Origin of the sequence: Bacillus thuringiensis, assembly GCF_001455345.1 — a bacterium.
Classification (GTDB): domain Bacteria; phylum Bacillota; class Bacilli; order Bacillales; family Bacillaceae_G; genus Bacillus_A; species Bacillus_A thuringiensis_N.
This window is the reverse complement of sequence record NZ_CP013274.1, coordinates 5,123,802-5,148,634: the sequence shown is the minus strand read 5'-3', so window position 1 is coordinate 5,148,634 and position 24,833 is coordinate 5,123,802. Positions and strand designations below refer to the sequence as shown.

Below are 24,833 nucleotides of genomic sequence, written 5' to 3'. Positions count from 1 at the left end.
TGTATAAATCAAACTTTCACTTTATAGTTTCACCGAAATAAACAGCTTTATGAAAAAATATGTTGTTGTATAACAAAAAACTGTTGACTGAATGCTCACTCATTATATAATGAAGATAGGGGAAAAAATTCAGAAAATTATATGTTTTCGAAGATTCTAAAAAAGAAAGAAGGCTTACAAAGAGAGGGGTAGCATAAAAATGAATAGCTTACTGATCATTAATTGGCTGGCTGCCATTGCTGTTATTGCTTATGCGGGATATTTGTTTGTATATCTTATACGAACGAGGATGGCCTACATACAGTTAGGAAAAAAGATTGAATTTGACCGTCGTTTTAAAGAGCGTTGGGACCTTCTTAAGGTCAATGTTTTCGGTCAGAAAAAGCTGCTGAAAGATAAGAAGAGCGGCATTATTCACGTTATGTTCTTTTACGGATTTATTCTTGTCCAATTTGGAGCAATTGACTTCGTATGGAAAGGACTTGCACCAGGCTCACATCTTCCACTTGGACCACTATACCCTGCATTTACATTCTTCCAGGAAATTGTCACACTTGTTATTTTAATTGCAGTCTTTTGGGCTTTTCATAGACGGTATGTTGAGAAGCTAGTTCGTTTAAAACGTAATTTCAAATCAGGCCTTGTTCTTATCTTTATTGGTGGCTTAATGATTTCTGTGCTACTCGGTAATGGGATGGGAATTATATGGCACGGCGAGGAGCTTTCATGGAGTGAACCAATCGCTTCTGCAATCGCTTACGTTTTCTCAGGGATAAATGAAACCGCAGCCATTTCTGTGTTCTATTTCTCTTGGTGGGTGCATTTACTAATTTTGTTAACGTTTTTAGTGTACGTACCACAATCAAAACACGCACATTTAATTGCAGGACCAGCTAACGTATTCTTCGGTCGTCTTTCAAATCCAGGGAAACTTGAAAAAATTGACTTTGAAGATGAAACACAAGAAACATTTGGTGTCGGTAAAATTGAAGACTTTAGACAAAATCAGCTTATCGATTTATACGCTTGTGTAGAGTGTGGTCGTTGTACAAATATGTGCCCGGCAACAGGGACAGGAAAAATGTTATCACCGATGGATTTAATTTTAAAGCTTCGTGATCATTTAACTGATAAAGGAGCAGCAGTAACATCAAAAGCGCCATGGGTTCCAGTGGTTGCTTTTAATAATACACAAGGAAATCAGTTAGCGATGATGGCAGCTGGGAAAGGGCAACAAGAATCAGCGGCTACAACACTCGCTTACGATCCGAGTTTAATCGGAGATGTTATTACAGAAGAAGAGATTTGGGCTTGTACAACGTGCCGTAACTGTGAGGACCAGTGTCCGGTTATGAATGAGCATGTTGATAAAATTATTGATTTACGCCGCTATCTCGTTTTAACAGAAGGAAAGATGGACGCGGAAGCGCAGCGTGCGATGACGAACATCGAGCGTCAAGGGAATCCGTGGGGTCTAAACCGTAAAGAGCGTGAAACATGGCGCCAAGGTGATGATGAAGTAACAGTTCCAACTGTAAAAGAGAAATCAAAAGCTGGCGAGGAGTTTGAATATTTATTCTGGGTTGGTTCGATGGGATCATACGACAATCGTAGTCAGAAGATTGCGATATCCTTTGCGAAGTTAATGAACGAGGCAGGCATTTCATTCGCGATTCTCGGTAATAAAGAAAAAAACTCTGGAGATACACCGCGCCGCCTTGGAAATGAATTCGTATTCCAAGAGATGGCGACAAAGAATATTGAAGAATTTGAAAAAGCAGGAGTGAAGAAAATCGTTACGATTGACCCTCATGCTTATAACACATTTAAAAATGAGTATCCAGACTTTGGCTTGCAAGCAGAAGTCTATCATCATACAGAACTGTTAGCTCAGTGGGTGAAAGAAGGACGCTTAAAACCTGTTCACGCTATTGAGGAAACAGTTACGTACCATGATTCCTGTTACTTAGGAAGATACAACGAAGTATACGAGGCACCGCGCGATATTTTGAAAGCGATTCCTGGTGTGAATCTTGTAGAAATGGCACGTAACCGTGAAACCGGAATGTGCTGTGGAGCAGGCGGTGGCTTAATGTGGATGGAGGAAACAGCAGGTTCTCGTATTAACGTTGCTCGTACAGAACAGGCGCTAGCTGTACAGCCATCTATTATCGGTACAGGTTGTCCATATTGCTTAACGATGATTAGTGATGGGACGAAAGCGAAAGAGGTAGAAGAGAAAGTTCAAACTCTTGATGTGACAGAGATTTTAGAACGATCTGTTATCGGACAGAAAAAAGAAGCGATGTAGTTTATAAGAATGTATACAACTTTAGAAAGAGGTGCAATGATTGCACCTCTTCTCAACGTAGGGATACCGAGCGAGCGCTCAGTGTTAAAAAAAGAAATGGGGGAAAGAAACATGAGTAAAACAGTTATTTTAAGTGCTGCAAGAACACCAGTTGGAAAACTTGGAGGATCTTTAAAAGATGTAAAAGCGACGGAACTTGGAGGAATTGCAATTAAAGCAGCGCTTGAAAGAGCAAATGTTGCGGCTAGTGATGTTGAAGAAGTTATATTTGGAACGGTTATTCAGGGGGGACAGGGGCAAATTCCATCGCGTCAAGCTGCAAGGGCTGCTGGAATCCCTTGGGAAGTGCAGACGGAAACAGTGAATAAAGTTTGTGCATCAGGACTTCGTGCGGTTACGTTAGCGGATCAAATTATTCGTACTGGCGATCAATCACTGATTGTAGCTGGCGGTATGGAGTCGATGAGTAACAGTCCTTACATTTTACGCGGAGCAAGATGGGGATACAGAATGGGCAACAACGAAGTTATTGATTTAAACGTTGCTGACGGTTTAACATGCGCATTTTCAGGTACACACATGGGTGTTTATGGCGGAGAAGTTGCGAAGGAAGATGGAATTTCTCGCGAAGCACAAGACGAATGGGCATATCGTAGCCATCAACGCGCGGTTTCAGCGCATAAAGAAGGGCGTTTTGAAGAGGAAATCGTGCCAGTAACGATTCCGCAAAGAAAAGGCGATCCTATTGTCGTTGCAAAGGATGAGGCGCCACGTGAAGATACAACGATTGAAAAGTTAGCAAAGTTAAAACCTGTATTTGATAAGACATCGACGGTGACAGCTGGTAATGCGCCAGGACTAAACGATGGTGGTGCCGCACTTGTATTAATGAGCGAAGACAGAGCGAAGCAAGAAGGAAGAAAGCCATTAGCGACAATTTTGGCGCATACAGCAATTGCAGTGGAATCTAAAGATTTCCCAAGAACGCCAGGTTATGCAATTAACGCATTGCTTGAAAAAACAGGCAAGACAATTGAAGACATCGATTTATTCGAGATTAATGAAGCCTTTGCAGCGGTAGCAATTGCAAGTACAGAAATCGCAGGAATTGATCCGGAAAAATTGAATGTAAATGGCGGCGCAGTGGCGATGGGACATCCGATTGGAGCAAGCGGAGCGCGCATTATCGTTACACTTATTCATGCACTGAAGCAGCGCGGCGGCGGAATTGGAATTGCTTCGATTTGTAGCGGTGGCGGTCAAGGGGACGCAGTGATGATTGAAGTTCACTAATTAAAGTTCGAGGGTATAAAATTTATTAACAATTAAGGGGGAAGAAAAAATGGGTGTACAAAACATTGTTGTAATTGGTGCAGGGCAAATGGGATCAGGAATTGCACAAGTATGTGCAATGGCAGGATATGACGTGAAGGTACAAGATTTAAAGCAAGAGCAATTAGATAGAGGATTGGCTATCATTACGAAAAACTTAGCACGCCAAGTAGAAAAAGGACGTATGAAGGAAGAAGAGAAGGAAGCGATATTAAATCGTCTTACAGTAACGCTTGATTTAGATTGTGTGAAAGAAGCGGATCTTATTATTGAAGCAGCTGTTGAGAAAATGGATATTAAAAAGAAAATCTTTGCGAATCTAGATGAAATTGCTCCAGAACACGCAATTTTAGCGACGAATACGTCATCTCTGCCAATTACAGAAATTGCAGCGGTAACGAAGCGTCCGGAAAAAGTAATCGGTATGCACTTTATGAATCCAGTTCCAGTTATGAAGCTTGTTGAGATTATTCGTGGTTTGGCTACTGATGATGCGGTATATGAAGCAATTGAAGATATTACGAAAAAAATTGGGAAAGTACCAGTTGAAGTGAATGATTTCCCAGGTTTTGTATCAAATCGCATTTTGCTGCCGATGATTAACGAAGCAATTTATACGTTATATGAAGGTGTAGCGACGAAAGAAGCAATTGATGAAGTCATGAAGCTTGGTATGAACCATCCGATGGGGCCTTTGACACTCGCCGATTTTATCGGTTTAGATACGTGTTTATACATTATGGAAGTGTTGCATGAAGGATTAGGAGATAGTAAATATCGCCCATGTCCGTTATTACGTAAGTATGTGAATGCAGGATGGTTAGGGCGTAAAACAGGTCGTGGATTCTACGTTTACGAATAAATGCCCCCTTTGTTACAACATAGTGGTCTTACCAAATTATTTAAAGGATATATAGCAAATGGAGGCGGAATATATGAACTTTCGTTTTAATGAAGAGCAGCAAATGATGAGGAAAATGGTTCGAGATTTTGCACAGAAGGAAATAGCTCCCTTTGTTCCTAGTATGGAACAAGGGGTGTTCCCGAAAGAGATTTTGCAAAAGATGGGTGAGCTTGGATTAATGGGTATTCCAGCGCCTGCAAAATACGGCGGTGCAGAAATGGACTTTATATCTTACATTCTAGCAATTGAGGAAATCTCAAAGGTAAGTGCAACGGTTGGTGTAATTTTAGCTGTACATACGTCAGTTGGAATGAACCCGATTTTATATTTCGGAACAGAAGAACAGAAGCAGAAATATGTTTCTAAACTTGCGACTGGTGAATATTTAGGTGCATTTGCATTAACAGAACCAAATGCAGGATCAGATGCAGGAAGTTTGAAATCCAGAGCTGTGAAGAAAGGCGATCATTACATTATTAATGGATCGAAAGTGTTCATTACAAATGGCGGTGAAGCAAGTACATATATTGTATTCGCTTCTACAAATCCAGAGGCAGGAAAGAGTGGGATTTCTGCATTTATAGTAGAGAAAGATACACCAGGCTTAATTATCGGTAAAGATGAGCATAAAATGGGCCTTCTCGGTTCTCGCACAGTACAACTTACATTTGAGGATATGAAAGTACCGGCTGAGAATTTACTTGGTGAAGAAGGACAAGGATTTAAGGTAGCGATGGCGAATTTAGATGTTGGACGAATTGGAATTGGTGCACAGGCTTTAGGAATCGCTGAAGCGGCGCTTGCATGTGCAATTGATTATGCGAAAGAACGTGAGCAATTCGGAAAGCCAATTGCGGCGCAGCAAGGAATCGGATTCAAACTTGCAGATATGGCAACTAGTGTAGAAGCATCGCGATTACTCGTATATAGAGCAGCATCGCTAAGAGCACAAGGATTACCATGCGGTAAAGAAGCATCTATTGCGAAATTATTCGCTTCTAAAACAGCCGTTGAAGTTGCGATTGAAGCGGTGCAAGTATTTGGTGGTTACGGTTATACGAAAGATTACCCAGTAGAAAGGTTTTTCCGGGATGCGAAAATCACGCAAATATATGAGGGAACAAGTGAGATACAAAAACTTGTTATTAGTCGAGCTTTATAGAAGAACGAGGGGGAGACGGGAATGCATTTTAAACTATCCGAAGAACATGAGATGATCCGAAAAATGGTTCGGGATTTTGCTAAGAACGAAGTAGCACCGACAGCAGCTGAGCGTGATGAAGAAGAGAGATTTGATCGAGCGTTATTTGATCAAATGGCAGAGCTTGGCTTGACGGGTATTCCGTGGCCTGAAGAGTATGGTGGAATTGGAAGCGATTACTTAGCGTACGTAATTGCTATTGAAGAATTATCTCGCGTTTGTGCTTCAACAGGTGTAACACTATCCGCACACACTTCACTTGCTGGATGGCCGATTTTTAAATTTGGAACAGAGGAGCAAAAGCAGAAGTTTTTGCGACCGATGGCTGAAGGAACGAAAATTGGTGCATACGGTTTAACGGAGCCAGGATCTGGATCGGATGCTGGCGGAATGAAGACGATTGCTAAAAGAGATGGAGACCATTACGTATTAAATGGCTCAAAAATCTTTATTACAAATGGCGGTATTGCTGATATTTATATTGTTTTTGCGTTAACTGATCCTGAATCGAAACAGCGTGGCACGAGCGCGTTTATTGTGGAAAGTGATAGAAAAGGATTTTCAGTTGGGAAGAAGGAAAGTAAGTTAGGGATTCGCTCTTCACCAACAACTGAAATTATGTTCGAAGATTGCCGTATTCCTGTAGAGAATTTACTAGGAGAAGAAGGGCAAGGGTTTAAGATAGCGATGCAAACATTAGATGGTGGTCGTAATGGTATTGCGGCGCAAGCAGTTGGTATTGCACAAGGGGCTTTAGATGCTTCTGTAGAATATGCAAGAGAGCGCCATCAGTTTGGGAAACCAATTGCGGCGCAGCAAGGCATTGGCTTTAAACTTGCAGACATGGCAACGGATGTGGAGGCGGCGCGTCTTCTAACATATCAAGCGGCTTGGCTTGAATCGGAAGGGCTTCCGTACGGGAAAGAATCAGCGATGTCAAAGGTATTCGCGGGTGATACAGCAATGAAGGTGACGACTGAAGCAGTGCAAGTATTTGGTGGTTACGGCTATACGAAAGATTATCCAGTAGAGCGTTATATGCGAGATGCAAAAATTACACAGATTTATGAAGGAACACAAGAGATTCAAAGGCTCGTAATTTCTCGTATGTTAACGAAGTAGGAGCAAAAGCGTAGGTATTTTCCTACGCTTTTTCCTTCCAAAAAATAATAGAGAGAGGTGAAGGGGATGGTTAAACATAATGTACATGCGTCTGTGAAAGATGAGAAATTAGTCGCGTTAAGGCGTGAACAAATGATTAAAGGTGCGGTGCAATTGTTTAAGCAAAAGGGATTCCCGCGTACAACAACGAGAGAGATTGCGAAAGCGGCTGGGTTTAGTATCGGAACACTTTATGAGTACATTCGCACAAAAGATGATGTTTTGTATTTGGTTTGTGATAGCATTTATGAACATGTAAAGGAAAGATTAGAGGAAGTAGTGTGTACAGAAAAGGGGAGTATAGAAAGTTTAAAGGTAGCGATAACGAATTACTTTAAAGTGATGGACGAATTGCAGGAAGAAGTATTAATTATGTATCAAGAGGTACGCTTTTTGCCGAAAGAATCACTTCCGTATGTATTAGAAAAGGAGTTTCAAATGGTAGGAATGTTTGAGGATATTTTAGAACAGTGTACGGCAAATGGAACATTTACATTGAATAAAAAAGAAATACAGCTTCTTGCACATAATATTTTTATACAAGGACAGATGTGGGGATTTAGACGGTGGGCGCTGCAAAAGCTGTATACACTTGAAGAATATACAGAAATGCAAATTAGGTATGTGCTGCAAGGAGCCCATATGCTTCCGAAATAAGGAATAGATAAATTATAATTTTATTGCTATATAAAGTTTCCCGTTTTTTTTGTAGCATATTTGTGCGACTTTTGTTTATAATGAATAGTATGGATTTTTTTAAGCAGACCGTTATATATAAGGTTATATTTGAAGAAAGGAAGTGCCGCATAAGTGAATTTTAAGCAATATTCACCAGAAGAGCTAAAAGAATGTTCAATGATTGAAGTTGTACATAGCGTTTTAGGGGATAAAAGACAAGCAACGACATTCAACGAGTTGGTTCAAGAAATCGCTCAAGTGCTGGGACTATCTCAAGAGCAAGTTAATGCGAAACTCGCACAATTTTATACAGATTTAAACATCGACGGACGTTTCATTAATTTAGGAGAAAATCGTTGGGGGCTACGTAGCTGGTACCCTTATGAGCAAATTGATGAAGAAATCTTGCCTCAACCAAAACCGAAGAAGAAACGTAAAGTTGAAGAGGACGGTTTTGACGACTACATTGAAGAAGATGAAGACTTCGACGATGCAGACGTAACTGAAGAAGATGATGATGTAGAAGATTTGGACAAGGTTCTTGAAGAAGAAGACGGAGACGACGATGATCTTGATGATTTAGATGAAGATGATGACGAAGACTTCGCTGAAGAAGAACTTGAGTATGATGAAACTGAAGAAGAAGAAGAGGAAGAGCTGTAGTTCTTGACTTTTCATTATCGTCCATGTAGAATCATTTTTGGGCTCTTTAAAAAAGGACGATAATACTTTTAAAGTGTAAATATAAAAGAAAATTGCTCCCTACTTATTACTTTATGTGATGAGGGGAGCAATTTTCTTTTTTGTTTTTTGTTTAGAATATAAAAAGAGTCTAACAATAAGATGGATACAGTGTTATCTACATACGTTGCGCTTTGCAACGGTGATTATATAACAGCAAAGTAGAAGGGAGCTTTTTCATGACTAAGTATATTTTTGTAACTGGCGGTGTAGTATCGTCTTTAGGAAAAGGTATTACAGCAGCATCTCTTGGAAGACTTTTAAAAAATCGTGGTTTAAACGTAACGATTCAAAAGTTTGATCCATACATTAACGTAGACCCAGGGACTATGAGCCCATACCAACACGGTGAGGTATTCGTAACAGATGATGGTGCAGAAACTGACTTAGACCTTGGTCACTATGAGCGTTTCATCGACATCAATTTAAACAAATACAGCAACGTAACAACAGGTAAAATTTACTCTTCAGTTCTTCAAAAAGAGCGTCGTGGTGAATACCTAGGAGGAACAGTTCAAGTTATTCCTCACATTACTAACGAAATTAAAGAACGCGTATACCGTTCTGGTCGCGAAACAAACGCGGATGTTGTTATTACAGAAATCGGTGGAACTGTTGGTGATATTGAGTCTCTACCATTCTTAGAAGCAATTCGTCAAATTAAGAGCGACATCGGTCGTGACAATGTAATGTACATTCACTGTACGTTAATCCCGTATTTAAAAGCAGCGGGTGAAATGAAAACAAAACCAACACAACATAGTGTTAAAGAACTTCGTAGCTTAGGTATTCAACCAAACATTATCGTTGTTCGTACAGAACTGCCTGTTTCTCAAGATATGAAAGACAAGCTTGCATTATTCTGTGACATCGATACAAAAGCAGTTATCGAAGCTCGCGATGCAGATACTTTATATGCGGTTCCATTATCTCTTCAAGAACAAAACATGGACCAAATCGTTTGCGATCACTTAAAATTAGACAATCCAGCTGCAGATATGACAGAGTGGACTGCGCTAGTTGATAAAGTACGTAACCTTTCTAAGAAAACAAAAATCGCTCTTGTTGGTAAATACGTAGAGCTTCAAGATGCATACATTTCTGTTGTAGAAGCACTTCGTCATGCAGGTTATTCTTTCGATACAGACGTAGAAGTGAAATGGGTAAACGCTGAGCACGTAACAGCAGAGAACGTACAAGAATTAGTAGGAGACACAGACGGTATCCTTGTACCAGGTGGCTTCGGAGATCGTGGTGTAGAAGGTAAAATCGTTGCGATTCAATATGCTCGTGAAAACAAAGTTCCATTCTTAGGAATATGCTTAGGTATGCAACTTGCATCAATTGAATTCGCACGTAACGTATTAGGATTAGAAGGAGCTAACTCTTCTGAGATTAATCCTGATACTCCTTATGCAATCATCGACTTATTACCAGAACAAAAAGATGTAGAAGACTTAGGTGGTACACTTCGTCTTGGTCTATATCCATGTAAGCTTGCTGAAGAAACAAATGCATACAATGCTTACAATGAGCCGGTTGTATATGAGCGTCATCGTCATCGCTATGAGTTCAACAATCAATTCCGTCCGGATATGGAAAAAGAAGGATTTGTATTCTCTGGTACAAGCCCAGACGGTCGTCTAGTTGAAATCATTGAATTAAAAGATCACCCATGGTTCGTGGCAGCACAGTTCCACCCAGAACTAGTTTCTCGTCCAAACCGTCCACAACCATTGTTCCATGATTTCGTAAGAGCTTCTATTACGAATAAAGAGAGCAAGTAATAAAAAAAGCGCCTGAAATAGGGCGCTTTTTTTAATATTCATTTAACATTTCATCGATTGTAAATTTGATCCCGTGATATGCAAATAAAGCTATCATTAAGCTTGGGAATCCGTAGCGATTACCTTCATCGTCTGGAATAAGACCTTTTAATAACTTTGTATCAATATGTACATCTGTATATTGCTCTAGCGATTCAGTACCTTCTTGAATAGCAGAGATACCGACAATAGAGTGTCCGTTGGCTTGAAGTTTTTTTGCTATTGCTACAACTTTTTCATCTGTTGAAAAACGGCTAATAAGAAGTACACGATCTGCAGAAGTTACTTCTACTTCTTTACCATCTTCATATAATCGTTTTGCTTGCTTCATTGGTTCAGCACCGAATAGTGCTTCAGCAACAACGCCCTCCATTTCATTTGTACCATGTAAATAAATGAAACCTTCGCCAACTAATGCTTGAGCAAGTAGACGGGCGCTATCTTCTATATTCATTTCCTCTTTTTGGGAAACTCTGGAGAAATAACCACTTAATTGAGTTGAAAAAATTTTTAACATAATGTGACTCCCTTCGTACGTGTTTGCCGGCTTTCATTATAGTTCATTTTTTTAGAAAGGTGAAATCGAAGGGTGGCATAACGAAATAGTAAACGGTAAAATAAGAAAGAATAGGAAGGAATTTGCCAAAGAATAGCGAAAATAAATCGTTAAGATATAAGAAGCTTTAAATCTTGTATTTACACAGAAAGGTTGGGAATTATGGAAGGTAAAATTTTAATCGTTGATGATCAATATGGCATTCGTGTGTTGTTACATGAAGTGTTCCAAAAAGAAGGTTATCAGACATTCCAAGCAGCAAATGGATTTCAAGCTTTAGATATCGTAAAAAAAGATAATCCGGATTTAGTAGTGTTAGATATGAAAATTCCAGGCATGGATGGTATAGAGATTTTAAAGCATGTAAAAGAAATTGACGAGAGTATTAAAGTAATTTTAATGACTGCTTATGGAGAGTTTGATATGATCCAAGAAGCAAAAGATTTAGGAGCTTTAATGCATTTTGCTAAACCGTTTGATATTGATGAAATTCGTCAAGCTGTGAGAAATGAGCTCGCTGTAGAGGCGTAAAAATGAATTTTTTATAAAAAATATGGAAAAAAGCGTTTACATGGACTATTGAGCAGGTGAATACGGTTGAGTTTTTTAGTACAAGTTGTTATCCTATTGAGTGTAGAAAAAAGTCCGGTATGTAGATATACATATTTTACCTTATTCTGGTCATACTACCAGCGATAAGAACTTATCGGATACAAAAAACGTTTTTTAGGAGGATTCACCATGCCTTTAGTTTCTATGAAAGAAATGCTAAACAAAGCACTAGAAGGAAAATACGCAGTTGGTCAATTCAACATGAACAACTTAGAGTGGACTCAAGCTATCTTAGCTGCTGCGGAAGAAGAAAAATCTCCTGTAATCCTAGGTGTATCTGAGGGTGCAGCTCGTCATATGACTGGTTTCAAAACAGTTGTAGCTATGGTTAAAGCTTTAATCGAAGAAATGAACATCTCTGTTCCTGTAGCGATTCACCTTGACCATGGTTCAAGTTTCGAAAAATGTAAAGAAGCAATCGATGCAGGTTTCACATCTGTAATGATCGACGCTTCTCACCACCCATTCGAAGAAAACGTTGAAACTACTAAAAAAGTAGTAGAATACGCACACGCTCGTAACGTATCTGTTGAAGCTGAGCTTGGAACAGTTGGCGGACAAGAAGACGACGTAATCGCTGAAGGCGTAATTTACGCTGATCCTGCAGAGTGTAAGCACCTTGTTGAAGCAACAGGTATCGATTGCCTAGCTCCAGCTTTAGGTTCTGTACACGGTCCTTACAAAGGTGAGCCTAACTTAGGATTCGCTGAAATGGAACAAGTTCGTGACTTCACTGGCGTACCTTTAGTATTACACGGTGGTACTGGTATCCCAACTGCTGATATCGTAAAAGCTATCTCTTTAGGTACTTCAAAAATTAACGTAAACACTGAGAACCAAATCGAGTTTACAAAAGCTGTTCGTGAAGTATTAAACAAAGACCAAGAAGTTTACGATCCTCGTAAATTTATCGGACCTGGCCGCGACGCTATTAAAGCAACTGTTGCTGGTAAAATGCGTGAGTTCGGTTCTAACGGTAAAGCGTAAGAATAAAATTCCGTTTTGGAAACCGTCTAGTCTTTTAGACGGTTTCCTTTCGTTGTATAATGAAAGCGTGAACAAGTCTAAAGATTTTATCATTTTGTATTTGAAATAGAAAATAATGTGCATAGTCCTATTAATAAATGTGATAACGTATCTAAATTGATAAAGTGAATTCGATGAATAGTTAATCTTTATCTTTTTGTATTACAGGAGAAATGAAGATAATGGTTTCCTATTTATTGAGTTTTGGGATGGAAAGTAAGTGAGATTCTTAAGGGGAGCTTTCTATAAAAATATGGAAAGTAAATACATTCACAAGAAGGGAGCTCAATATGGAAAAATTGCTAATTGAAGGCGGAAGAGCTTTAAATGGAACAATTCGCGTGAGTGGTGCAAAGAACAGCGCCGTTGCACTAATTCCAGCGACAATTTTAGCAGATACTCCAGTAACTATTGGTGGTGTTCCTAATATTTCGGACGTGAAAATGTTGGGAGACTTACTAGAGGAAATTGGAGGAAGAGTAACTTATGGACAGGAGGAAGAGATGGTAGTCGATCCCTCTAACATGGTTGCAATGCCTTTACCAAACGGAAAAGTGAAAAAACTGCGTGCTTCTTATTATTTAATGGGTGCGATGCTTGGCCGTTTTAAAAAAGCTGTTATTGGGCTTCCGGGTGGATGTCATTTAGGGCCGAGGCCAATTGATCAGCACATTAAAGGGTTTGAAGCGTTAGGTGCACATGTTACAAACGAACAAGGTGCTATCTATTTAAGAGCAGATGAACTACGTGGTGCACGTATTTATTTAGATGTTGTTAGTGTAGGAGCTACGATTAATATTATGCTAGCAGCTGTGCGCGCGAAAGGTAGAACTGTTATTGAAAACGCAGCAAAAGAACCAGAAATTATTGATGTAGCTACATTGTTAACAAGCATGGGTGCACGTATTAAAGGTGCTGGTACAGATGTAATCCGAATTGATGGTGTGGATTCACTGCATGGTTGTCATCATACGATCATTCCAGATCGTATTGAAGCGGGTACGTATATGATTCTAGGTGCTGCGTCAGGAGGAGAAGTGACAGTTGATAATGTTATTCCTCAACATTTAGAGTCAGTTACGGCGAAGTTAAGAGAAGCTGGTGTCCAAGTTGAAACGAATGATGACCAAATTACAGTGAACGGTAATGGAAGATTAAAAGTAGTTGATATAAAAACGCTTGTATACCCAGGTTTCCCAACAGATTTACAACAGCCATTTACAACACTTTTAACAAAGGCGCATGGAACGGGTGTTGTAACGGATACGATTTACGGTGCACGCTTTAAACACATTGATGAATTACGTCGTATGAATGCACAAATTAAAGTAGAAGGTCGTTCGGCAATTGTAACTGGTCCTGTTTTGTTGCAAGGTGCAAAAGTGAAAGCAAGTGATTTACGAGCTGGAGCGGCTCTTGTTATTGCAGGATTAATGGCGGATGGAATTACAGAAGTAACCGGACTTGAGCATATTGATCGAGGCTATGAAAATATAGTAGACAAGCTTAAAGGACTTGGTGCAAACATTTGGCGAGAACAAATGACAAAGCAAGAAATTGAAGAGATGAAGAACGCATAAGTGATACTTCCGCAAGGGGGAAGCGAAGCATCACTACTTGCGGAAGTACACTTTATAGAAAAACACGGTTCACAAAATACGGCAGAAATATAAAGACTTAAAGGAGAGGGATTATTGTGGAAAGAAGTTTATCTATGGAGTTAGTACGTGTAACAGAGGCTGCAGCTTTATCATCAGCGCGTTGGATGGGACGCGGGAAAAAGGATGAAGCAGACGGTGCGGCAACATCAGCTATGCGTGATGTATTTGATACAATTCCGATGAAAGGTACAGTTGTAATTGGTGAAGGTGAAATGGATGAAGCGCCAATGCTATATATCGGAGAAAAATTAGGTACAGGATATGGTCCACGTGTAGACGTTGCAGTTGATCCTTTAGAAGGGACAAATATCGTGGCAGCTGGTGGATGGAATGCTCTTGCTGTTATTGCAATTGCAGATCACGGCAATTTGTTACATGCTCCTGACATGTACATGGATAAAATCGCGGTTGGCCCAGAAGCGGTTGGGGCAGTCGATATTGATGCGCCTATTATTGATAACCTACGTGCAGTTGCGAAAGCGAAAAATAAAGATATTGAAGATGTTGTAGCGACAGTTTTAAACCGTCCACGTCATCAAGCGATTATTGAAGAAATTCGTAAAGCTGGTGCTCGCATTAAATTGATTAATGATGGAGACGTAGCTGGCGCAATTAATACTGCATTTGATCGTACTGGTGTAGATATTTTATTCGGTTCTGGTGGTGCACCTGAGGGTGTATTAGCAGCAGTTGCATTAAAATGTTTAGGCGGCGAGATTCACGGAAAACTATTACCACAAAACGAAGCTGAATTGGCGCGTTGCAAAAAGATGGGTATAGAAGACATCAACCGTATCCTTCGCATGGAGGACTTAGTAAAAGGTGACGATGCAATCTTTGCAGCAACAGGTGTAACAGACGGAGAACTATTACGCGGCGTTCAATTTAAAGGTAGCGTAGGAACAACACAATCTCTTGTTATGCGTGCAAAATCAGGCACAGTACGCTTCGTAGATGGACGTCATAGCTTGAATAAAAAACCAAACTTGGTTATTAAGTAAAAAGCGGAGGTGGCTTGCTCAGAAGGGGAAGGCATTGGAACTCCTGACGAAGAGGCGTTTTGTGCCTCGCAGGAAGGGGTGAAATGACTGACCCTTCTAGCCACCGGAGCTGGATTAAATAAAAGGTGGAAGCGGCTTGCTCAGAAGCATAAATGGCCTATTTATCGCCATTTAAAATAGAGTGAGTAGAAAAAAGTAAGAAATATAAAAAGCGAAGACAAACTTTCTTGTCTTCGCTTCTTGTATTTGTGTTCCAACGTATTGATTAAAACTAGATAAAAGGGTTACAATAGTGAATATTACCCTACTTGAACTTATTGCCTTTCATTATTAATTATTTGCCTTCCGTATTTTTTCCCTTTACCCATGTGAAAAGAGAATAACGTTAAAGTGTGGTGTCTGAATGAATTTGTCAATTGCAGCATTAGAAAACATGAAATTAAAAGAGTTATACGAGCTTGCGAAAGAATTTAAGATTTCGTATTATAGCAAATTAACGAAAAAAGAGTTAATTTTTTCTATTTTGAAAGCTCGAGCAGAAAAAGAAGGTTTCTTCTTCATGGAAGGCGTATTAGAAATTATTCAATCAGAAGGATTTGGATTCCTACGTCCTATCAACTATTCTCCAAGCTCAGAAGATATTTATATCTCAGCTTCGCAAATTCGTCGTTTCGATTTACGTAATGGAGACAAAGTTTCTGGTAAAGTACGACCTCCGAAAGAAAATGAACGCTATTTTGGGTTATTACAAGTTGAAGCTGTAAACGGAGATGATCCAGATTCAGCAAAAGAGCGTGTGCATTTCCCTGCATTAACACCATTATACCCAGATCGCCAAATGAAGTTGGAAACGGAACCGAAAAAGTTACCGACACGCATCATGGATTTAATTGCACCAGTTGGATTTGGACAACGTGGTTTAATTGTCGCGCCTCCAAAGGCTGGTAAAACAAGTCTATTAAAAGAAATCGCACACAGTGTTACAACAAATCATCCGGAAGCGGAATTAATTGTACTTTTAATTGATGAGCGTCCAGAGGAAGTAACAGACATTGAACGTTCTGTTAAAGGAGATGTTGTAAGTTCTACTTTTGATGAAGTACCAGAAAATCATATTAAAGTAGCGGAACTTGTGTTAGAACGTGCAATGCGTCTTGTAGAGCACAAAAAAGATGTTATCATTTTAATGGATAGTATTACCCGTTTAGCGCGAGCTTACAACCTTGTTATTCCGCCAAGTGGTAGAACATTATCGGGTGGTATCGACCCAGCTGCCTTCCATAGACCGAAGCGCTTCTTCGGAGCTGCACGTAATATTGAAGAAGGCGGTAGCTTAACTATTTTAGCAACAGCGCTTGTTGATACAGGATCTCGTATGGACGATGTAATTTACGAAGAATTTAAAGGAACTGGAAATATGGAACTTCACTTAGATCGTTCATTAGCTGAGCGTCGTATCTTCCCGGCAATTGATATTCGTCGTTCTGGTACACGTAAAGAAGATCTATTAATTCCGAAAGAACATTTAGACAAGTTGTGGGGTATTCGTAAAACAATGCGTGATACACCAGACTTTGTTGAAAGTTTCTTACGTAAACTTCGTCAAACAAAGACAAATGAAGAATTTTTACAAAACATTGTTGCAGATTCGAAAAGATATGTAACAACTAAGTAAAGGGAAAAGATTGGGACTCGCTTATTTTGTGGTAAGCGAGTTTTTTATGTTTTTTTAGGTGATGTTAAAGAGATATGAGTGGAAGGATATTGGTTGATTATAGTTGGAGTTGAATGAGTCGCGTACGCTTTTAAATGATATCCAGTTCCGACGGCTAGCTCTTCGTGTCTAAGAACTTCCGCTACTTAAGGTGAAAAGCACCTTTTGTACGAGAGAACCTTAGCTGGTCAGAGCTGAACGAGCCACCTCCACTTTAAATTTAAAAAGACAAAAACAGGTAGTTGCAAAATGAAGTTAGCCTTGTTATAATTTCATCATATGTGTTTCATCAATATAGTTGTGTATGCAGCTGAAGATGAAAAACTCTGTTTCGAAAATGATTCAGGGCGGAAGGAGATGAAAAGAATGAAAGCAGGAATTCACCCAGATTACAAGAAAGTTGTATTCATGGACACAAACACAGGCTTCAAATTCTTAAGCGGATCTACTAAAGGATCTAACGAAACTGTTGAGTGGGAAGATGGTAACACTTATCCATTACTAAAAGTTGAGATCAGTTCTGATTCTCACCCATTCTACACTGGACGTCAGAAGTTTGCTACTGCAGACGGACGCGTTGACCGCTTCAATAAGAAATACGGTATTAAGTAATAAAAACATAAAACAGGCAAGTGTATCTATTCGCTTGTCTGTTTTTTTTGCGAAAATATTATACCTTTACCCTACTTTTAGCTAAAAAGTAGATGAAAGGAGAGCTTCATGTACTTAATAAATCAAAATGGCTGGATTGAAGTGATTTGCGGTAGTATGTTTTCTGGCAAATCAGAAGAGCTAATCCGCCGTGTGCGTCGTACGCAATTTGCAAAACAACATGCAATTGTATTTAAACCATGTATTGATAATCGTTATAGTGAAGAAGATGTTGTATCACATAATGGATTAAAGGTAAAAGCAGTTCCTGTTTCAGCTTCAAAGGATATATTTGAACATATTACAGAAGAGCTGGATGTTATTGCAATCGATGAGGTGCAATTTTTTGATGGGGACATTGTGGAAGTGGTGCAAGTATTAGCAAATCGTGGCTATCGTGTCATTGTAGCTGGTTTAGACCAAGATTTCCGTGGTCTACCATTTGGACAAGTTCCTCAGCTGATGGCGATTGCTGAACATGTAACAAAACTACAAGCGGTATGTTCTGTATGTGGATCTCCAGCAAGTCGTACACAACGATTAATTGATGGAGAGCCAGCGGCATTCGATGATCCGATTATTTTAGTTGGAGCTTCAGAATCATATGAACCACGTTGTCGTCATTGTCATGCAGTTCCTGCAAACAAAGATAAGTAAAACTCGCTGCGCAAGGCGGGTTTTTTTCAGAATAGAGAGAGTGGGCGGTGCAAGCCGCTTGCGCTTTTAAATATAATTTGCGTTTTTTTGAGTAAGTACCATATACTATTTGTATTAGATACTAGGATGTAGAGGTGAATGATGTGTTAGATCGTTTGCAAGCTGTTGAAAATCGTTATGAGAAGTTAAATGAATTGTTAAGTGACCCAGAGGTTATTAGTGATACAAATAAGCTTCGTGAATATTCAAAGGAACAATCTGATATACAGGAAACGGTAGAGGTGTATCGTGAGTATAAAGATGTTCGTGAGCAATTAAAAGATGCGAAAGCAATGTTAGAAGATAAGTTAGACGCTGAGATGCGTGAAATGGTAAAAGAAGAGGTTTCTGAATTGGAAGGGCAAGATAAAACGTTATCAGAGCGTCTGAAAATTTTACTTGTTCCAAAAGACCCTAATGATGATAAGAACGTTATCGTTGAGGTTCGTGGAGCTGCTGGTGGCGACGAGGCAGCTTTATTTGCTGGTGACTTATACCGTATGTATAGCCGTTACGCTGAGGTACAGGGCTGGAAAACGGAGATTATTGAGGCTAGCTATACAGAGTTAGGTGGATATAAAGAGATTATCTTTATGATTAACGGTAAAGGTGCTTTCGCGAAGCTGAAATTCGAGAATGGTGCGCACCGTGTACAACGTGTTCCTGAAACGGAATCTGGTGGCCGTATTCATACATCTACAGCAACTGTAGCTGTATTACCAGAGGCAGAAGAAGTAGAAATCGATATTCATGAGAAAGATGTTCGTGTTGATACATTCGCTTCTAGTGGTCCTGGTGGACAGAGCGTTAATACAACGATGTCAGCGGTACGTTTAACGCATTTACCGACTGGTGTAGTTGTATCATGTCAGGATGAGAAGTCACAAATTAAGAATAAAGAAAAAGCGATGAAAGTATTACGCGCACGTGTTTATGATAAGTTTAGACAAGAAGCACAAGCTGAGTATGATCAAAACCGTAAACAAGCTGTTGGTACAGGTGATCGTTCAGAGCGTATTCGTACGTATAACTTCCCGCAAAACCGTGTTACAGACCATCGAATCGGTTTAACGATTCAAAAGCTAGATCAAATCTTACAAGGTAAGTTAGATGATTTCATCAATGCCTTAGTGATGGAAGATCAGGCTCAAAAGATGGAGGCAGCTGAGTAATGCGTGTCTATGAAGCCCTGAAATGGGCTTCTTCTTTTTTACAGGAAAATGGACGAGATGAAAATGCGGGAGAAATTGTCCTTTGTCATGTATTAAAGGTGAACCGAACAGGATTACTTATGAATATGCGTGAAGAAATAACTGTTGAACAAGAAACAAGTTTTACAGAGTTTATCCACAAGCATGTAGAAGGTATTCCGATTCAATATATGATTGGTTATGAAATGTTTTATGGACGATCGTTCTTTGTGAATGAAGAAGTATTAATACCAAGACCGGAAACAGAAGAGCTTATAGTAGGAGTATTAGAAAGAATCGAGCGCCATTTTGGTGATGAGAAACTACATGTAGCAGATATCGGTACGGGTAGCGGAGCGATTTCGATTACACTTGCTTTAGAAAATAAAAATCTTCATGTGTATACGGTAGATATTGCGCAGGAGTCGATTGAAGTTGCAAAAGAAAATGCAAAAACTTTGGGTGCAGAAGTAACGTTCTATCACGGTGATTTATTATCACCATTTTATAAAACAGGTCAAAAGTTAGATGTTGTTGTTTCAAATCCTCCATATATACCGGAAGAAGACTGGCGTGGTCTTTCTCCTGTGGTGAAAGAGCATGAGCCAAAGAGAGCGCTTGTTGGCGGGGAAGACGGATTAGATTTCTATCGCCGTTTTATGGAAGAGTTGCCGAATGTGTTACAGAAAAAAGCAATTGTGGCGTTTGAAATTGGAGTAGGGCAAGGTGAGGACGTGAAGGGGCTGTTACAACAAGCTTTCCCACATGCTCATGTTGAGGTTGTTTTTGATATTAATGGAAAAGATCGTATGGTATTTGCAGAGATGGAGTAAGGTTCACGCCTTACTCTATTTTTTGTGCAAAAATTTATATAGATTTTGAATTTAATAGTTTAGAAAGATGAAAGTCTGTCCACACTGTTTGTAGAAGGGACGGTGGAGGAAATGAAAAAACAAGTTATTGCTTATCTTCTTCTATTATTAATTGGTGCACAGTTGCTTGTGCAGTTTGGATATATGAAAGCTGATGCGAAAGGGCCTTCAGTTATTCCGAAAGAGGCCGTTCGATTACGGATTTTAGCAAATAGTGATTCAGATAAAGATCAGGCGTTAAAGCGCAAAGTGCGTGATGAAGTAAAAGCGCAAATTGATGGATGGGTAGCGGATTTAACTTCATTTGAAGAGGCGCGTAAAGTCATTCAAAGTCATATTCCAGAAATCGAAAAAACAGTGGCCAATACGTTGAAAAAAGAAGGAAGTAAAGATTCATTTCAAGTGAAATTCAGTAAGAATGTAAAGTTTCCTACAAAGGTATATGGGAATTTTATTTATCCAGCAGGGGAATATGAGGCAGTATTGATTACAATTGGAGAAGGTGAAGGGGCAAACTGGTGGTGTGTATTGTTTCCACCGATGTGTTTCTTAGATTTTTCAAGTGGTACAGCTGTAAGGAAAGAAGAACATGTTGTGAAGGCTGAATCTCCTGAAGAGGAGCAGGTAAAACAAATAGATGAGGAAGTAGTAGATACAGAAGAGAAAAAAGAGGATGAGGTGAAAGAAAAGAAAGTTGTAAAGCAGGAAGTCGCAAAAAAAGTAACAGCTTCTGAAAAGAAAGTAGTAAAAAATGAAACGAAAGTAGAAGAACAATCTGTAAGTAAAGAGGAAACAAAAACTGTGGAAAAAGTGGAGAAACCTGTGGAACAAAAACAAGATAAACAAAATGAGTATGTAAAAGTAGAGGAGGAAGAAGAAAAGCCGGAAGTTAAGTTATTTATTGTAGAGGCTTTTACATCTTTATTCTCTAAATAGTACTATTAGTAGATTCCTTCTCATATATAAAAAAGAGGAGGGATTTACTATGAAGAAGGTATATTTTGCGACGAAAGCAGATGTGGAAAGATTGCATTCTTTTTTCGGACAAGCTAATAAAAAAGATGATAAAATAAATGAGTTGTACGCGCAATTTATGATTTTGGAAGAGGCGGAAGAAATACGGGCTGTCATTGGATATGAACAAAGTGAAGAAAACGCACTTATTCGTTCTTGTTTATTCACACCTAATGTGGATAAACAGACTTTCTTATATTTTTTTGAAATGTTTTTGCAGTATATGAAAGAAAAAAATATTCGACAACTGTACTTACTAACAAATCATCCACAATCAATAACAATCTTTCAGTTTTTTGACTTTGTTACTATAGAGAAAGAAAACGTACCAGAGGGAATTCGACAGTTAGAACACTTTTGTAAAAATATAAAAGAGCCAAATGCAATAATACTAAATTGTCAGCTATTCACAAAGTTATCCACGGATTAATTAGGTTTATCCACATTTTGTGGATAAACCTTGTTTGTCTTTTGGATAAATCTCATAGTAAACTAAAAATAGACAAGTATTTCAGGGTAGAAAAGGACGTGGGAAAAAATGCATACAAATATGTGGGTTGTGGATAATGTTGTGGAAAGAAAAAAATATTATCCACAGTTACAAGAAGCAGCAAAATTATTAAGGGAAAACGAGGCGATTGCCTTCCCTACAGAAACGGTATATGGACTAGGCGCAAACGCTATGAATGATGAAGCAATCGCGAAAATTTTTGAAGCGAAAGGAAGACCGAGTGATAATCCACTTATTGTTCACATCGGTACAAAATCGCAATTAGATGGGATTGTGAAGGAAATTCCGCCAGTTGCAGAGAAGTTAATGGAGCATTTTTGGCCAGGTCCGTTAACAATTATTTTACCTAGAAAAGAAGGAATTTCAGAGAAGGTGACGGCAGGACTTAATACAGTTGGAGTAAGAATGCCTGATCATCCAGTAGCGCTTGCTCTCATTGAAGAGGCAAATGTACCTGTTGCAGCACCGAGTGCAAATCGTTCTGGGCGTCCAAGTCCGACGCTAGCGTCTCATGTATATGAAGATTTAAATGAGAAAATCGCAGGTATTGTAGATGGTGGTGCAACCGGAGTAGGTGTTGAATCAACTGTAATTGATTGTACGAGCACTATTCCGACGATATTACGCCCAGGCGGGATTACGAAGGAACAATTGGAAGCGGTGATTGGTACGGTTTCTTTAGATCCGGCTTTAAAGGATGAGAAAGAAAAACCGAAATCACCTGGAATGAAATATACACATTATGCACCGAAAGCGCCACTTAGTATTGTTGAAGGATCACGTGAGTTTATTCAGCACCTTGTGGATGAGAAGAAGGAAGAAGGATTCAAGGTGGGCGTATTAACGACAGAAGAGTATCAGCATATATATAGCGCGGATGTTATATTATCTTGTGGTGTTCGAAGTGATTTAGCTAGCGTTGCGACTAAATTATATGATGTACTTAGAACGTTTGATGCAAGTGAAGTGGATGTTATTTTTAGCGAATCATTCCCGAATGAAGGAATAGGAAATGCAATTATGAATCGCTTAACAAAAGCGGCAGGACATCATATTATTACTGAATGATAAGGTAAGATTAGCAAACAGAATATTTCTCCTCGGATAAGCATATTGTGAAGTAGCACGTCCGAGGAGGGACATGAATGACGTTTGAACAGCTACTACCTTTAATAATTATGGCATTCGCCTTAGGAATGGATGCGTTCTCGGTGAGTCTTGGTATGGGGATGATGACCTTAAAGGTAAGACAAATCCTGTATATCGGTATGACGATAGGGATTTTTCATATTATCATGCCATTTATAGGGATGGTATTAGGTCGTTTTTTATCAGAGAAGTATGGAGATATTGCACATTTTGCAGGTGCTATTTTACTAATTGGACTAGGATTCTATATTGTATATTCCTCTATTTTGGAGAATGAAGAGACTAGAACGGCCCCTATTGGAATTAGCTTATTTGTCTTTGCATTTGGCGTTAGTATAGATAGTTTTTCAGTAGGACTTAGTCTTGGTATTTACGGAGCACAGACAATTATTACGATATTACTTTTTGGATTTGTTAGTATGTTATTAGCATGGATTGGTTTATTAATTGGTAGACATGCGAAAGATATGCTCGGTACATATGGTGAGATAGTAGGTGGTATCATTCTGGTTGGATTTGGATTATATATCCTTTTTCCTATATAATTTTATGTAGGAGGGAATTATGAACAAGCTATTGGAATGGTATGTTAAGTTTTTAACCTTCTTTCCTCGATGGCTAAGAAGACTTATAATTTGGGGTATTATTTTGCAAATTTCGATGTTAGGTTGGATTAAGTTAATTCGTGAATGGTGAGATAGTTCCTTTCTGTGCATATTTTGTTTGTACTATATTTATTGCACTAAAAATTACAGATATAGAAAGGATGAGATGAATGACGAGATTGAAGCAAGTTTTTGGTATTATTATTAGTTTTTTTGTTTTTTGGTTTAGTATGCTCGGTGTACAGATGTTTGCTGAGTTTTTAGATATTGAGTCATTGAAGTTTGTTGCGGGAAAAACGGAGGCAGCGCGTGCTTTTTATTCTCCGTACCCGTTTTTAATTGTTTTTCTGATTACGCTGCTTTCCCTATACTTCTTCGTAATTAAGCTAGGGAAACCGAAAAAAGAGAAAATGCCTACTTTAGAAGAGAAGAAGGAAGAATTACAATAAAAAATCCCCTGCTATTTAGCAGGGGATTTTTATGTTTAAGTGATGGAAGGAATCGGGACGCCTTTACTTTTAGATGATATCCAGCTCCAGCGGCTAGAATGGTCGGTGGCTTCGCGTCTTCCTGCGAGGCAAAAAGCGCCTCTACGTCAGAAGCTCCATCCTCCTCCCATTCTGGGCGAAGCCCCTTCCGCTTTTAGATAATATCCAGCTCCAGCGGCTAGAATCTCCGGTCATTTCGCTCTCTCGCATGAAGCAAAAAGCGCTTCAAGGTCGAGAGCTCCAATGCCCTGCGATTCTGAGCGAGCCGCTTTCGCTTTTAAACTGGCCTAACCAATTCAAATTGTTCTCCTAGTTTTGCGTAGTTGTGTCCTGCTAGGCGGCTTACTGGTTTTAGTCCTTCTGCATGAATGCGTCCATTTTCGTATAGGTGTTCTGCGACGTGGAAACGAACGACGCGTCCGATTAGTAGATCGCAAGCTGGTGAGTCTTCTGTTCCGCCAAGAGGAATTGCACGTTCTAGTACGCATTCCATTCGAATATTTGCTTCTTTTACACCTGGAACGGAGATGACATCACTTTTAATTGGTGTTAGTTTTGCCAGTTCAATTTCACTTTCATTTGGCGGGAGATTAGCTGCTGTTTCGTTAATTGCCGCTACATATGATTCATCAGAGATATGTACGACAAATTCCCCTTTTTCAATTGCGTTTCGGGAAGTGTCCTTTCTTTCTCCAGCTTTTCGTTGTACAGAAACTGAGATAAGTGGTGGATTAGCAGCGACAATATTGAAATAACTATATGGTGCGCCGTTTAATATGCCGTCTTTTGTTACAGAAGTAACGAATGCGACAGGGCGTGGAATGATACTTCCTGTTAATAATTTGTAATTCTCTTTTTCCGATTGTTCATTTGGATTAATGGATAACATGCTTGAAATCCCCTTTCTAAATATGACGACTTATTGTTTGTTTA

25 protein-coding genes are annotated in these 24,833 nt (G+C 39.2%); 23 read left to right on the top strand and 2 right to left on the bottom strand.

Annotated elements, in window-relative coordinates; genetic code table 11:
* Positions 1 to 199: 199 nt before the first annotated feature.
* The 8 genes from ATN06_RS27085 to pyrG all read left to right on the top strand — a co-directional run bounded on the left by ATN06_RS27085 (position 200) and on the right by pyrG (position 10,115).
* Positions 200 to 2,311: a (Fe-S)-binding protein gene (locus ATN06_RS27085; RefSeq protein ID WP_060632972.1), complete on the top strand. Its 2,112-nt coding sequence runs from the start codon at positions 200 to 202 to the stop codon at positions 2,309 to 2,311.
* 9 nt (positions 2,312 to 2,320) lie between these two features.
* The gene (locus ATN06_RS27080) at positions 2,321 to 3,604 is read left to right on the top strand and encodes an acetyl-CoA C-acetyltransferase (RefSeq protein ID WP_110093271.1); all 1,284 of its coding nucleotides are present in this window, start codon (positions 2,321 to 2,323) and stop codon (positions 3,602 to 3,604) included.
* Between the two features lie 49 nt (positions 3,605 to 3,653).
* The gene (locus ATN06_RS27075) at positions 3,654 to 4,505 is read left to right on the top strand and encodes a 3-hydroxybutyryl-CoA dehydrogenase (RefSeq protein ID WP_048656349.1); all 852 of its coding nucleotides are present in this window, start codon (positions 3,654 to 3,656) and stop codon (positions 4,503 to 4,505) included.
* A gap of 73 nt (positions 4,506 to 4,578) precedes the next feature.
* Positions 4,579 to 5,709, top strand: coding sequence for an acyl-CoA dehydrogenase (locus ATN06_RS27070; protein WP_060632971.1), 1,131 nt, complete (start codon positions 4,579 to 4,581; stop codon positions 5,707 to 5,709).
* A gap of 21 nt (positions 5,710 to 5,730) precedes the next feature.
* Entirely contained in the window at positions 5,731 to 6,870 is a 1,140-nt protein-coding gene (acdA, locus tag ATN06_RS27065) for an acyl-CoA dehydrogenase AcdA (protein ID WP_060632970.1), read from the top strand.
* Positions 6,871 to 6,936: 66 nt separating this feature from the next.
* Positions 6,937 to 7,566 (top strand): TetR/AcrR family transcriptional regulator, encoded by a 630-nt coding sequence (locus ATN06_RS27060; protein ID WP_060632969.1) that lies wholly within the window; start codon positions 6,937 to 6,939, stop codon positions 7,564 to 7,566.
* 153 nt (positions 7,567 to 7,719) lie between these two features.
* Positions 7,720 to 8,250, top strand: coding sequence for a DNA-directed RNA polymerase subunit delta (rpoE, locus tag ATN06_RS27055; RefSeq protein ID WP_060632968.1), 531 nt, complete (start codon positions 7,720 to 7,722; stop codon positions 8,248 to 8,250).
* Between the two features lie 257 nt (positions 8,251 to 8,507).
* On the top strand, positions 8,508 to 10,115 hold the full coding sequence (gene pyrG, locus ATN06_RS27050) for a CTP synthase (protein ID WP_060632967.1): 1,608 nt from the start codon (positions 8,508 to 8,510) through the stop codon (positions 10,113 to 10,115).
* Between the two features lie 31 nt (positions 10,116 to 10,146).
* Here pyrG and ATN06_RS27045 read toward each other — a convergent pair whose 3' ends face one another.
* Positions 10,147 to 10,671 carry a DUF2529 domain-containing protein gene (locus tag ATN06_RS27045; RefSeq protein WP_060632966.1) on the bottom strand — a complete coding sequence of 175 codons (525 nt, stop codon included), beginning with the start codon at positions 10,669 to 10,671 and terminating at the stop codon, positions 10,147 to 10,149.
* Positions 10,672 to 10,872: 201 nt separating this feature from the next.
* On the opposite strand from ATN06_RS27045, the gene spo0F reads away from it, so the two are divergent.
* The 15 genes from spo0F (at position 10,873) to ATN06_RS26975 (ending at position 23,861) form a co-directional block, all read left to right on the top strand.
* Positions 10,873 to 11,241: a sporulation initiation phosphotransferase Spo0F gene (spo0F, locus tag ATN06_RS27040; RefSeq protein WP_042514069.1), complete on the top strand. Its 369-nt coding sequence runs from the start codon at positions 10,873 to 10,875 to the stop codon at positions 11,239 to 11,241.
* A gap of 210 nt (positions 11,242 to 11,451) precedes the next feature.
* Positions 11,452 to 12,309 (top strand): class II fructose-bisphosphate aldolase, encoded by an 858-nt coding sequence (locus tag ATN06_RS27035; protein ID WP_001131847.1) that lies wholly within the window; start codon positions 11,452 to 11,454, stop codon positions 12,307 to 12,309.
* Positions 12,310 to 12,638: 329 nt separating this feature from the next.
* Entirely contained in the window at positions 12,639 to 13,928 is a 1,290-nt protein-coding gene (gene murA, locus ATN06_RS27030; protein ID WP_060632965.1) for a UDP-N-acetylglucosamine 1-carboxyvinyltransferase, read from the top strand.
* Between the two features lie 116 nt (positions 13,929 to 14,044).
* Positions 14,045 to 15,010: a class II fructose-bisphosphatase gene (gene glpX / locus ATN06_RS27025; protein ID WP_000442336.1), complete on the top strand. Its 966-nt coding sequence runs from the start codon at positions 14,045 to 14,047 to the stop codon at positions 15,008 to 15,010.
* A gap of 403 nt (positions 15,011 to 15,413) precedes the next feature.
* The gene (gene rho, locus ATN06_RS27020) at positions 15,414 to 16,685 is read left to right on the top strand and encodes a transcription termination factor Rho (RefSeq protein ID WP_001053903.1); all 1,272 of its coding nucleotides are present in this window, start codon (positions 15,414 to 15,416) and stop codon (positions 16,683 to 16,685) included.
* Positions 16,686 to 17,090: 405 nt separating this feature from the next.
* Complete coding sequence (locus ATN06_RS27015; RefSeq protein ID WP_060632964.1) at positions 17,091 to 17,336, top strand: type B 50S ribosomal protein L31; 246 nt, start codon at positions 17,091 to 17,093, stop codon at positions 17,334 to 17,336.
* 108 nt (positions 17,337 to 17,444) lie between these two features.
* Entirely contained in the window at positions 17,445 to 18,032 is a 588-nt protein-coding gene (locus ATN06_RS27010; RefSeq protein WP_000280859.1) for a thymidine kinase, read from the top strand.
* A gap of 143 nt (positions 18,033 to 18,175) precedes the next feature.
* Positions 18,176 to 19,243: a peptide chain release factor 1 gene (gene prfA / locus ATN06_RS27005; RefSeq protein WP_060633208.1), complete on the top strand. Its 1,068-nt coding sequence runs from the start codon at positions 18,176 to 18,178 to the stop codon at positions 19,241 to 19,243.
* Complete coding sequence (gene prmC, locus ATN06_RS27000; protein ID WP_060632963.1) at positions 19,243 to 20,094, top strand: peptide chain release factor N(5)-glutamine methyltransferase; 852 nt, start codon at positions 19,243 to 19,245, stop codon at positions 20,092 to 20,094. Before prfA ends, prmC begins: the two co-directional genes overlap by 1 nt.
* 111 nt (positions 20,095 to 20,205) lie before the next feature.
* Positions 20,206 to 21,069 carry a stage II sporulation protein R gene (gene spoIIR / locus ATN06_RS26995; protein ID WP_060633207.1) on the top strand — a complete coding sequence of 288 codons (864 nt, stop codon included), beginning with the start codon at positions 20,206 to 20,208 and terminating at the stop codon, positions 21,067 to 21,069.
* Between the two features lie 49 nt (positions 21,070 to 21,118).
* Positions 21,119 to 21,577: a GNAT family N-acetyltransferase gene (locus tag ATN06_RS26990; RefSeq protein WP_000758435.1), complete on the top strand. Its 459-nt coding sequence runs from the start codon at positions 21,119 to 21,121 to the stop codon at positions 21,575 to 21,577.
* 108 nt (positions 21,578 to 21,685) lie between these two features.
* Positions 21,686 to 22,726 carry an L-threonylcarbamoyladenylate synthase gene (locus ATN06_RS26985; RefSeq protein WP_060632962.1) on the top strand — a complete coding sequence of 347 codons (1,041 nt, stop codon included), beginning with the start codon at positions 21,686 to 21,688 and terminating at the stop codon, positions 22,724 to 22,726.
* A 77-nt stretch (positions 22,727 to 22,803) separates the two neighbouring features.
* Complete coding sequence (locus tag ATN06_RS26980; RefSeq protein WP_060632961.1) at positions 22,804 to 23,352, top strand: manganese efflux pump MntP; 549 nt, start codon at positions 22,804 to 22,806, stop codon at positions 23,350 to 23,352.
* Between the two features lie 19 nt (positions 23,353 to 23,371).
* Positions 23,372 to 23,503 (top strand): hypothetical protein, encoded by a 132-nt coding sequence (locus ATN06_RS29645; RefSeq protein ID WP_001037634.1) that lies wholly within the window; start codon positions 23,372 to 23,374, stop codon positions 23,501 to 23,503.
* A 79-nt stretch (positions 23,504 to 23,582) separates the two neighbouring features.
* A complete protein-coding gene (locus tag ATN06_RS26975) occupies positions 23,583 to 23,861 on the top strand; it encodes a DUF3935 domain-containing protein (RefSeq protein ID WP_000197472.1) in 279 nt (92 codons plus the stop codon).
* Between the two features lie 316 nt (positions 23,862 to 24,177).
* Here the strand turns inward: ATN06_RS26975 and ATN06_RS26970 are convergent, their stop codons facing one another.
* The gene (locus ATN06_RS26970) at positions 24,178 to 24,789 is read right to left on the bottom strand and encodes a flavin reductase family protein (RefSeq protein WP_060632960.1); all 612 of its coding nucleotides are present in this window, start codon (positions 24,787 to 24,789) and stop codon (positions 24,178 to 24,180) included.
* Positions 24,790 to 24,833 lie beyond the last annotated feature (44 nt).